Raw genomic sequence first — 11342 nt, forward strand, 5'->3', positions numbered from 1 at the left:
AGCTGTAATGACCTTATATAGAAGACAAAGGAGTCTATTAATATGCAAAATACGCTAAAACCCGTTATCGTTAAAAACGTCGCAATTGGCGAAGGCGCACCTAAAATTTGCGTTCCTCTCGTAGGAGAGACAGTTGAACAGTTAAAAGAAGAGGCAAATTTTCTAACATTCCAAGATTTTGATGTCATTGAATGGCGCGTCGATTTCTTTGAACATGTAGAAGATATACAGAAAGTGAAAGAAGCTCTAGCGGAAATTCGCTCGATTCTTCCTACCCAGCCGATTGTCTTTACGTTCCGCAGCGCGAAAGAAGGCGGAGAAAAAGAAGTCAGCACCGCTTATTATGTAGAATTGAACCAAGCCATTGCGGCAACAGGACAAGTAGATATCGTGGATGCTGAATTGTTCACTGGGGATGCAGAAGTAAAAGCAATTATTGATGCAGCACATAAGCATAATGTCTATGTGATCATCTCAAACCATGATTTTGATAAAACACCTTCTAAAGAAGAAATCCTATCTCGCCTTCGTAAGGCACAAGAACTTGGCGGCGATATTCCGAAACTGGCAGCGATGCCGCAAAGTGTCTCTGATGTGCTGATGCTGATGGAAGCCACTCATATCATGAAAGAAGAGTATGCGGATAGACCGATCATTACGATGTCCATGGCGGGCAAAGGTGTGATCAGCCGGATTGCGGGTGAACTGTTTGGTTCTGCACTCACATTTGGAGCTGCCAAAAAAGCATCCGCTCCAGGTCAGGTGCCTGTCGAAGAACTTCGCAGTATGCTGAACACGCTGCACAAGCATATGTAAATTTGAGACGTGAAAAGCGTTTGGACCTTTTGGGGTTCAAACGTTTTTTACTTATAGGTAAAATATGGTTTAATTTAAATCGTGTGAAACATTATAATTCATTCTGCGTCTAACTTAGGGCACGGGATTTTTTTACGCAGTCCTACAAATATCACACACCTAGAAGGAGACAGAATGAAACAAATGAAGCGCAGGTTACTAGTTTTAATTACCATTTTAGGACTGCTTTGCTATCCTTTATCAGGGTACGCTCAGGCAGATGAGCTTGATTTTGAAGATCTATTTAACGAGGCAGTTATTCTGTCCATTGGGAGCCCAAACGCCATCTATGATACGGAAGATCGTATTATTGATGAAAATAACTACAATATTGTACCGTATGTGAAAAGTCAACGAACAATGGTGCCGCTGCGCTTTATTAGTGAAAGCCTTGGTGCACGAGTTGCCTGGAATCAAGCTACTTCTACCGCAACCATTACGCTTGCAGGAAAGGAAATAAAAATTACGCTAGGCAGCAAGACCATACTTGTGAACGGGAAAAAGACAGCACTTGACGCACCGGCAGAATATCAACAAGGCCGGACGTTTGTACCTATTCGTCTGATCAGTGAAACACTCGGTAAGAAGGTATTTTACAGCCGGGGAATTATCGTGATTAGTGAGAAAGCGATTCTACATCCGGTGCAAGATGCTGAGATTGTAGATTATTTAAAGTTTATTTTAGAACCCTATAACAAAAGTCCTTATACAGGTAAAAACTTAACAAATCAGCAAATCGCGGGTTTTGAACAAAGTGTTGTTGTATTGGAAGCACTGGATCGCAGCGGTGAATCTACCGGATTTGGCAGTGCATTTGCGGTAGGTTATGGTTTGTACTTAACGAATTATCACGTGATTAATGAAGCAAGCAGTTATGTAATTTACACAGGGAAAGATCAAGTGTATGAAGCAGCAGGCATTGTCGCTGTGGACAAGATGAATGACCTGGCTTTAGTAAAAGCGAAGATACGGACGAATGTACCTCCGCTTCATATCGGTTCCACGCAGAACTTGGCGAAAGGACAAGCCGTTGTTGCGATTGGTAATCCGGAAGGGCTGCAAAACACCGTTTCGACGGGAGTGATAAGCGGACTTCGTGTCATTGATGGCCAAAGTTTGATTCAATTTACAGCGCCCATTGCTTCAGGCAGTTCGGGAGGAGCGCTATTTAATAAAAAAGGAGAAGTTATCGGCGTTACTTCTTCCAGTATTGATGAAGGGAATTTGAATTTTGCTGTTCCTATTGATTATGCGAAATCTTGGATTAGCAAATATAATTCAGCAGCTTTTTCAAAAATAACGGTATTAAATCAAGATCAATTTAGAGAACCTTCGAATGGATCTGGAACAGTTACACCGGAAGAAACTCCAAAGCCTCCAGCAGTTACACCACCGACAGAAAATGTAAGTGTACTCAATGAAGTTATACAGGAAGCAGTAACCGATCCATCGAGGCCCGTTGTCTATGCTATCGATGACACTGAATCTACTATTGTCTCCTATGACCTTGCTAAGAAAAAAGTAACCAAGATTTCCACTTCATTTAGCAAGGCGCCACGGAAACTCGTATATGCAAGTGGAGAACTTTATGTCATTTTTAGTGATGGAGAATACAGTCCCTATCGGTTTGATGAAGAGCAAGGAGGAACCGTGAGAGTACTTGATCCTTCTACACTACAAGTAATAGATGAGTGGGATGTGGATATTGATCCTTACGATATTGCGGCTGATGAATCCGGACATGTATATCTTACCTCAGGCTCCGGTCAGTGGACCTATATGAAAAGTTATGACCGGACGACCAAGAGGGAGCTTTCTTCGTCTCGCGTATATCACCAAACGAAAATCATGATGCATCCATCAGAGAATCGGATTTATTCTATCACTACTCCGTTAAGTCCGAGAGATATGGATGTGTTCCGGCTCACGGATGGGAAGATCACAACCACCTATGATTCTCCCTATCATGGAGACTATAAATTGTCTACGGTATTTGGGATTACGCCAGATGGTAAGTTTATTGTGAACGGTGCGGGTTCGATCTTTACTGCTACCAATAATAAGACGAGTGATATGAACTATGCAGGTACGATGGATAAGTTTGATATCTTTGTTGCGAATAAGAATCATACGGAAAAATTTTATACAGCTACAAAAAATGTGATTAACCAAGTGGATACAAACACGTTATCCACTACGAAAACGTACAAGACACAAGGCACCATCGTAAAACTGCTGATGACAGATACTCAGCTTATTGCGATTACTAAAGTCACTGTGACTGGCTCAGCGCTAACGAGAAATGCGATAGAATTGATTGCAGAGCTCTAGATGAATCCTTTTCTCATAAGGATGAGAAATAAGTGCTTCGATCAAACGATGCGCGCAGACGGCAGACAAACGAGCTTCCTCTAGTTTGTCTGCCGTCTTTTTCATTTTTCTTCCTTTATTACCTTCCGATCAGGCAGGCGGTAATCGGCGGGAAGTTTGCTCATTAAGTCAGCAAGAAGTTCGGAAGCAATCGGCAGATGAGGAAGAGAGAAAGCTGGTGATGTACTTAGGAATTCCGTTCGTGCGTCTCTTCCGATTTTTACATCGGTCTTCTCGTCTTGCCCACGCTCCGCCATCCGATCCTTTTTGATATACCGCTCATAAACCGCAAGGGTATCCTTCGCCTGCCGTTCCAGTGAACGGTATTTACGTGCCCAGGTACGCGCTGCCGTTCCAACACGGGTTCTTACTTTAGGATGGGTGAGAAGGTAGTCAAGCTTGCGGGCAAGAGCGGCAGCATCAGAGGGAGGAACGACATAACCGGTCTTGCCCTCTACTACCATATCCGGCATTCCGGCGGTATCCGCCACAATGACAGGAATTCCTGCAAGTTGTGCTTCCGTCACAGAGAAAGGCTGAGTATCCTGTAAACTCGGCTGTACATAGATATGGACGTTTTTTAGGAACGAAGGCACGTTATCGACCATCCCCCAGAATTTCACATGACCCTTTAATCCTTTGTTCTGAGTTTGTTCTTTATAAAGAGGGCCCATACTTCCTTCCCCGGCAATCCAGATGACAAAATCCCCTCTGTACTTTTTCAGGATCGCGGCCGCTTCAAGCAGAACATGAATCCCTTTGATGTATTCCAAACGACCTGTAAAAGCAATGACTTTCTTGTTAGGAGGAGCAGAATAGGAAGATTGTTTTGTTGCAAGCTCATCATACTGAACCAGGTCTACCGCATAAGGAATTCGGCTGAATGCAGCGCCAGGTGCCTGAAACTGCTGCATCAGCTGCTGAATCCAGCTCGATGAGACAATAAACCCATCGGATGCAGCGATGCCGAGTTGTTCCATCGTCTTATAGTATGTTCCGAGCGGGGTAAGTAAATAATCTTCTTTACGCGTATCAGGGTTTATCTGCAGTTCATCGAGATATCCTTCTAAATGCAGCGATCCATGGTAACTTGTAACAAGCGGAACTTTGCGCTTCATCACACGGGAAATAGAGTATGCGCTAATCGGGTCTTGGGCATGAATTAGATCATAAGATTCGGTTCCAAGATAGGCCATTCCAAGTTCATAGGCATACCGATTCAGTTCTAAAAAAGCAAGATAGGGGTCCGCATGAAGTGCCGGAACATGATGGGGAGAGAGGCTTGAATGCAGAGCAGGGAGGACCGCCTTTTTTTCAAATAACCATCCCTTCTTTAGTATATAAACGGTCTCTTTCTGCATATCAGTTCCAATGACATCGACTTCTATTCCATGTTCCGCGTACCACTCTGATAATTGCCGAATATACGTCCAAATCCCCCCAAGGTTCTGAAGTCCCCAGAAGGTTGCCATGAGTATTTTCATGAAGAAGTGTGCTCCTTCCTATTAAAAAATAGCCAAGGCGTTCATCATTTGACGGAACGAATGAGCATAAGCACCTGGGGAGAATTGAGAGACAAGATACTCACGGCCTGCCTTTTGAATCTGCGTACGCATCGTATGATTGTTCATCAGTTCCAGGACCTCTTTTGCTGCCTGTTCGACCTCTCCAAGCGGATAAAATTTACCGGTTTGATTATGTGTAATGAACGCTCTTACGCCGTCAGAATCCGTGCTGACAACAGGACATTCACAGCTAATCGCTTCAGCTACCGCATACCCAAAGCCCTCCATAATTGACGTTGAGATCATAACCCCGCCTGATCTTGCTGCCATGGAATAATACATCGGCATCTTGGAGTGTGGAACGTTGCTAAAAATTCCGATTTTATCTTCCAAATGGAGTGTTTTTAATGTTTCGTAGAACTGCTGTTCATCCGCTGAAAAGGCAAGGGTAGGGTCATGAAAAAACCATAGTCTTGCTTCTGGTTTTTCTTGAATTACGCGGTGACCAATGTGGAGAAATTCCCGCCAGTTTTTATTAAATTCAAGACGACCAACCCAGAGTAAGGCGGGGTAAGGGGGGATGTCGGTTTCAAGCGGGGCAAAGCTCGTTGTATCGAGCATTCCTTTAATAATGAACAAGTGCATAAAAGGGCACATGTCCAAAAAAAGTTGATGAAGATGGGTGGTTGGGGGAATAAGAACCGCATCTGCATAGGCTTGCAGATAAGGAGAAGCCATTTCGATGGTCTCAACAGCCGCTTCCTTTGTGCCAAGTCCTTGTGCCTCGAAGATGATTTTCCCTTTGTAATGAAGAAAAACACGGAGCCGTTCCAGCATATTAATATCCGAAGTAGAGATGACGGCATCATATTGCTGCTCTTCCAAAAGCGCACGAATCTCCTCATTATCTGACATGGTAAACACCGTACCTGTAGTATTCTGAAGTCCGGTGCCTGGCATGAGATATAAGGTATGTGCTTCGATCCCATGTTGTTTCAAGGCTGCACAGCGCAGCCGATTGAGCGTCTCCACACCGCCGCTTGGAATAAAGAAAGTAAACAGTACTTTCAAGACATACCCCTCCCGTTACTATTGATAAGATAAGGTACGTATAACATGGGGGGACGGTGTGGGTAGTTAGGTATCAGTTCACAATTTAGACAACTTTTTTTAAGGATTCTTTTAGATTGATTTAAGAATCGTTTATTGTTATCAGGCTAGACTGGGAATACCGTTAATGAACGGAGAAGAGAAGCAGAAAGGATGAAGTCTTTTGCTGAAACTGGATCAAGTAAGTAAAACTTACAATGGTCAAAGAGGGGTTCAGGACCTTGATTTCTCAATGGAACGGGGAGAGATTGTTGGCTTTCTGGGCCCAAACGGAGCAGGGAAAACAACTACCATGCGAATGATTACCGGATATTTAAGACCAACCGAAGGCAAAATCCTTCTAGATGGAATGTCTGTACATGAGCAGGGGAGAAAAGTTCGTTCTCGTATCGGATATTTACCAGAGACTCCCCCACTATATCCAGACATGACCGTGCTGTCTTACTTACAATTCGTCGCAAAATTACGTGATGTCTCTGCAAGGGAACAGAAGCTAAGAGTAGATGAGATGGTCAGCCGACTTGGACTAAGCGGAAGAGAACACCAAATGATTCGAAGCTTATCCAAAGGATATAAACAGCGGACGGGACTGGCTGGAGCCATTATCCATAAGCCGGATTTGCTGGTTCTCGATGAACCTACGTCTGGACTAGACCCGAACCAGATTATGGAGATACGGGATTTAATTAAAGAGTTAGGCGAGAATCACACGGTATTACTCAGCACGCATATCCTCCCAGAAGTAAGTGCTTTATGCAGCCGAGTTCTTATTATTAATCAAGGAAAACTTGTGTTGGATGGTTCACCTGATTCGGTAGGGAATTCGATGGGAGATGCATTTGAGGTTCATCTTACGGTAAAAGGAGAAGCAGAACATGTAATGCCTATTCTGACTTCTTGGGGAAATGGACAAGAACACCCTATTACACTGGGTATGCATAGTCAATCAGAAGGGATTTTGCAGCTGCGGCTGAGCACTCCAACTCATTATGACTATAGAGAGGAGCTTTTTTATAAGCTTGCTTCTGAGCATATTCCGATTCTAGAAATGAAGAAACAGGATCAGACGCTCGAAGAAGTGTTCCAGAAGCTGACGATGACGGAAGAAGGGAGAGAGCGGAAATGAAACGGATGATGGCGATTTTCTATAAAGAACTTCAGTCCTATTTTCTTGTTCCAACTACGTACTTTGCTTTTGCGGTGTATGTATTGTTGTCGAGCTTTTTGTTCTTTATGAGCTTTGTCTACTATCAGCCTAGTATTGTGGACTACCGGCTAGTGCTCGGAGATACCGTATCTCTATTGATCTATATTGTACCTCTGCTGACCATGCGTCTTATCGCGGAAGAATTTAAGCAGGGAACCGACGAACTATTAATGACTTCACCCACGAGCGTAACTGAAATTGTATTCGGAAAATATTTGGCGTCTTTGGTCATTTTACTGCTCCTGATTCTATGCAGTCTGACCTATCCGCTTATTATGTCCTTGTATGGTGATATTAATGAAACGACCGTATGGCTGTCCGCACTGGGACTCTTTTTAATGGGCGCTTCGATGATGGCAATTGGACTCTTTGCGTCGTCTCTTACCCAACATCAGATGGTATCAGCGGTAGCTGGTTTCATTATATTACTTGTACTGTGGATGATTGATTCCTTTACAGATAGCAGCAGTGCAATCACAGCTTGGCTCTCTCCATTTTCGTTGTCTAATCGATTCGCGAACTTCACTAAAGGTGTGGTTAGCGGACCTGATGTGATTTTTTATCTTACATTAGCCGGTGTTTTCCTGACGCTCAGTATTCAGGGCATTGAGCGGAAACGGTGGAGGTAAGAAGAATGAAAAAATGGATGAATCATACGAACAGCGGTATTATTTCCGCAGCGGTTATCGGTATTTTTATTTTGCTGACGTTATTTATGAATTCACTCGGAGGCTTTCAGCTTGATCTCTCTGAGGGAAAACAAAACACGTTATCAGACCAAACGAAAGAAGCAGTCAAAGCAATTTCGGAAGATACCCGGGTGCTGGTCTTTACGGTGAACAGCTCAAGTGATGAACTACTAAACCGGGAAGTAACGGATTTAGTCGATGAGTACAGTAAGCTGAATAGTAAACTGAAAGTGGAAAAATATAATCTTGAATCGGAACCTGTACTGGCTCAGCAGTACGAGCTAAATTCAAGTTCCATTGTTATTTTACAAGGAGACAAGCAGCAAATTGTGTCGATGATTGATTTATTCTCTTCTGGGGAGAATGAAGGATCTTATTTGTTCTCAGGAGAAGAAAAATTAACGCAGGCACTTCTTTCACTTGAATCAGATGAAAAACATAAAATAGCCTTTTTAACAGGTCATGGAGAACTGGAACTGTCTGCGGCTACAACGCTTCAAACCTCCCTAAACCAGAGTAACATGGAAGTGGCTGAGATTACTTTAACAGAAGATGCAGGGGTTCCGGATGGTATCGATGTTCTAGCTATTTTGGGTCCGCAAGAGGATCTGAGTGATGCGGAGTTAAAGCAGGTTCAAAACTATATGGATCAAGGGGGCAAGCTGCTCCTCACCCTTGGTTTTCATGAAGATATGAAGAGCCAGTGGACCAATATTGATGCACTGATGAAACAGTACGGAGTGGTAGATGAACATGCCATTATGGTTGATCAGGAATCTTCCACGACGAATGGACCTTTATGGTCCATGCCTGAGCTTGAATCACATGCGGTTACCGATAAATTAATTCAAAATCATCTTCAGCCTGTCTTCAGTCTATCGCTCGGACTTAGCGCTGAAACACAAGATCAATGGATGGTAACATCTATTCTGGAGTCCTCAGACACGAGTTATGGGGAAACAGATATAACAGGTCTTTTGGAGAATGAAACCAATAATGATACGAAAGAAGATTTGCAAGGACCCGTCAAATTAGGATACGCCATAGAAACGACAGATGGTAATCCAAAAGCCGTTATTATAGGTGCAACCACTTTCATGCAAGATTACGAAATTGGAAGCGGGGGGAACCGGGATTTTATTCTCAATACCATTAATTATCTCGCAGAAAAAGAAAATGGCTTGACCATTCGTCCAAGGGAGCAGCTGGGATATGAACTGGCTTACTTGACACAGGCCCAAGGTTCGGCAATTTTTGCGATTGCCGTCATCGGAATGCCGCTTATTTTTGTCATCATTGGTGCTTTATTATGGTGGAGGCGCAGAAAAAAATGAAAAAGTTTATTCCGACGATTCTTTTGTTAGTTGTACTCACAGGGATGTGGGCTTTCGCTCACTCCGAGAACTATTTTCAGGAACAAGCTGAACCGGAAAAACTAATGGGCACGGATGTGATAGACCCAGCAGCGATTACGTCATTCCGTATTGTAAGCGGCGGCGAAATAACAGAACTTACGAAGCAAAATAACGAGTGGGTAATGACTTCCCCAGAAGCGTATCCTGTGAATAGCTATGCCGTTGATGAGTGGCTTGATACAGTGACCAACGTGGATCTTGCCTCTGTCGTAGAAGAGAATCCGACAGATCTTGAGAAATATGGACTTTCTCTAGATGATCAGGGAATTATAATTACAACGGAAGATGGCGGTACGATTGAAATCGCACTTGGAAATAACCTGCCCACAGGAAGCAAGGTTTACGCACAATTAGGGGCAGGACAAGTGGTGAGTATTGCAGAAACGACGGCATCAAATCTCCTATTGAGTCCTCTACAATTGATGGATACCACGCCTTTTGAATGGGATAATGATCAGCTTGTATCCCTTGAGTGGGAGAGCAGCGATATTTCATGGGTTTTAAAACGTAAGGATGAAGAAGAAGGGGAGACAGCGGCCTGGACTTTAAATGGTGGAAATATAGACATTACGGATGCAGATACGCTTATGAATCAGCTAAAGACAATCGCTACGGATCAAGTGCTGCAAAAACCTGAACAAGGAAGTACCTCTGTTTCTTTTACAGTAACTGCTGAATTAAAAGATGGAACGACCCAGGTTTATCAAGGGCTGACGGAGTCCTCTGAGCAAGGTATGTACTATGTGAAAACGAACAAGGATATGACACTTGCTTATGTGATTTCTGCTGATTCGGTGGATAAGGTAACTGATAAAGCAGAAGATTTACTGAATAGACCCAGTGATACAGAAGAAACAAATACAACAGAATAATAAAAGAAAGCTCGAAGACCCTGGTTATACAGTGGGAATCTTCGGGCTTTTTTTGAGTGGCGTGTTCCATATCCTTTCAGCATAAGGCAGTAGTGCTTCGCGCATGCTAACGAAGTGCTATAACAACTTCAATTGGAAGCGGAGGACGAACCATGCCAGGAATGAAAAAAAACAAAGTAGTTACTCTTTCTTTATCTACTGCAATTCTTATGATGTCAGCTCTTACGGGATGTGGGACAACAGCCGATAATCAAGGAGTAAAAACGAACAATGTTCGAAATTACGCCTCAGATGTAAACCGCAACGTTCGTAATGGGATTAACTATGGAATGAATGGTATTAATCCGGACCGAGCTAGTGTACATCGTACAACCAGTCTGTCTGCACACAATCAAATGTCGAAAGCAATCTCTGAAATGAACGGGGTGGGAGAGGCTTATGTTCTGCGCACTGATCATAATGCTTATGTTGCGGTATCGCTCAAAGAAGGAGTACAGCCGCAAAGCACAAGACATCATAACAACCAAAATCTAATGAATCAACATGATCTAGGCAACATGGGTACAAATGATATGGGGACAAGAGCTCCCTATACAACGAGCGGTATTGCACCGGGACTTCATTCCAACAACTATTCTCAAAGCAATATGCTTGGAGATAATGCAAATGGTCCCCAGTACAGTAAAATGAACAACAATCAAGCAGAAGAAGTTACAGATGAAATGAAACAAAAAATAACGAAGAAGATTAAACAAATAGATCCTAAGGTGAAAAATGTATATATTTCAGCAAACCCAGATTTCTTGGGACGTGTACGAGGGTACGCTTCTGATCTTGAGAACGGACATCCGATCAGTGGTATTGTGAATGAGTTCCAGGTTATGATGGACCGTATCTTCCCAGCTAAAACCACGTCTAATCATAAGTAAAACATCTGCATTTTAAGTATTAGACATCATAATTTTATCAAAAATGAAGAAAAGGCGTTGTCCAATAGGACAGCGTCTTTTATATAAGGTTTATAGAAGAATTTATTCTTATTTTATTCGTGATGAGTCATGGTTTGTAAGGTTGGCTTTCACATGTTTAAGCTGGGCAACGATGATAACGCTAATGATCACTAGCAGAAACCAAGAGCTGATTTTACTAAAACTCCCTCGAAATGATTTAAATAACTCACTCTGGCTCATGAATTCGCAGGATTTCTCCTTAGTCAAAGTGTGAAAAATGAAAGCTTAGGAGTAGCAAGTGGCTGAGGTGTCGTAAAAGGGCATAGGAAAACAGAGGTATTCGTTGAATACCCATAACATTCCATATAT

9 protein-coding genes and 1 pseudogene are annotated in these 11342 nt (G+C 42.9%); 7 read left to right on the forward strand and 3 right to left on the reverse strand.

Translation table 11 applies throughout. The annotated features are described in order from the left end of the window. Positions 1 to 42: 42 nt before the first annotated feature. Both aroD and GQY27_RS12840 read left to right on the forward strand, forming a co-directional pair. Positions 43 to 816, forward strand: coding sequence for a type I 3-dehydroquinate dehydratase (gene aroD / locus GQY27_RS12835; RefSeq protein ID WP_160034940.1), 774 nt, complete (start codon positions 43 to 45; stop codon positions 814 to 816). 174 nt (positions 817 to 990) lie between these two features. Further along, positions 991 to 3186: a stalk domain-containing protein gene (locus tag GQY27_RS12840; RefSeq protein ID WP_160034942.1), complete on the forward strand. Its 2196-nt coding sequence runs from the start codon at positions 991 to 993 to the stop codon at positions 3184 to 3186. 101 nt (positions 3187 to 3287) lie between these two features. On the opposite strand, the gene GQY27_RS12845 is transcribed toward GQY27_RS12840, so the two are convergent. Together GQY27_RS12845 and GQY27_RS12850 are read right to left on the reverse strand one after the other, a co-directional pair. Then, positions 3288 to 4709, reverse strand: a complete 1422-nt coding sequence (locus GQY27_RS12845) for a glycosyltransferase family 4 protein (protein ID WP_160034944.1) — start codon at positions 4707 to 4709, stop codon at positions 3288 to 3290. A gap of 21 nt (positions 4710 to 4730) precedes the next feature. After that, positions 4731 to 5801, reverse strand: coding sequence for a glycosyltransferase family 4 protein (locus GQY27_RS12850; RefSeq protein WP_160034946.1), 1071 nt, complete (start codon positions 5799 to 5801; stop codon positions 4731 to 4733). Positions 5802 to 6003: 202 nt separating this feature from the next. Here GQY27_RS12850 and GQY27_RS12855 point away from each other — a divergent pair, with 202 nt between their 5' ends. The 5 genes from GQY27_RS12855 to GQY27_RS12875 all read left to right on the forward strand — a co-directional run bounded on the left by GQY27_RS12855 (position 6004) and on the right by GQY27_RS12875 (position 10952). Continuing rightward, positions 6004 to 6966, forward strand: coding sequence for an ABC transporter ATP-binding protein (locus GQY27_RS12855; protein ID WP_160034948.1), 963 nt, complete (start codon positions 6004 to 6006; stop codon positions 6964 to 6966). Then, the gene (locus tag GQY27_RS12860; RefSeq protein WP_160034950.1) at positions 6963 to 7676 is read left to right on the forward strand and encodes an ABC transporter permease; all 714 of its coding nucleotides are present in this window, start codon (positions 6963 to 6965) and stop codon (positions 7674 to 7676) included. Before GQY27_RS12855 ends, GQY27_RS12860 begins: the two co-directional genes overlap by 4 nt. Before the next feature lie 5 nt (positions 7677 to 7681). Beyond that, entirely contained in the window at positions 7682 to 9070 is a 1389-nt protein-coding gene (locus tag GQY27_RS12865) for a GldG family protein (protein ID WP_160034952.1), read from the forward strand. Then, positions 9067 to 10023, forward strand: a complete 957-nt coding sequence (locus tag GQY27_RS12870) for a DUF4340 domain-containing protein (RefSeq protein WP_160034954.1) — start codon at positions 9067 to 9069, stop codon at positions 10021 to 10023. The genes GQY27_RS12865 and GQY27_RS12870 overlap by 4 nt, the downstream gene beginning before the upstream one ends. A 152-nt stretch (positions 10024 to 10175) precedes the next feature. Then, positions 10176 to 10952 (forward strand): YhcN/YlaJ family sporulation lipoprotein, encoded by a 777-nt coding sequence (locus GQY27_RS12875; protein WP_160034956.1) that lies wholly within the window; start codon positions 10176 to 10178, stop codon positions 10950 to 10952. Between the two features lie 108 nt (positions 10953 to 11060). On the opposite strand, the pseudogene GQY27_RS21750 reads toward GQY27_RS12875, so the two are convergent. Next, positions 11061 to 11171: pseudogene (locus GQY27_RS21750) on the reverse strand (DUF817 domain-containing protein); the annotation flags it as partial. Positions 11172 to 11342 lie beyond the last annotated feature (171 nt).

It is taken from the genome of Paenibacillus sp. An7 (assembly GCF_009870785.1).
Taxonomy (GTDB): Bacteria; Bacillota; Bacilli; order Paenibacillales; family Paenibacillaceae; genus Paenibacillus.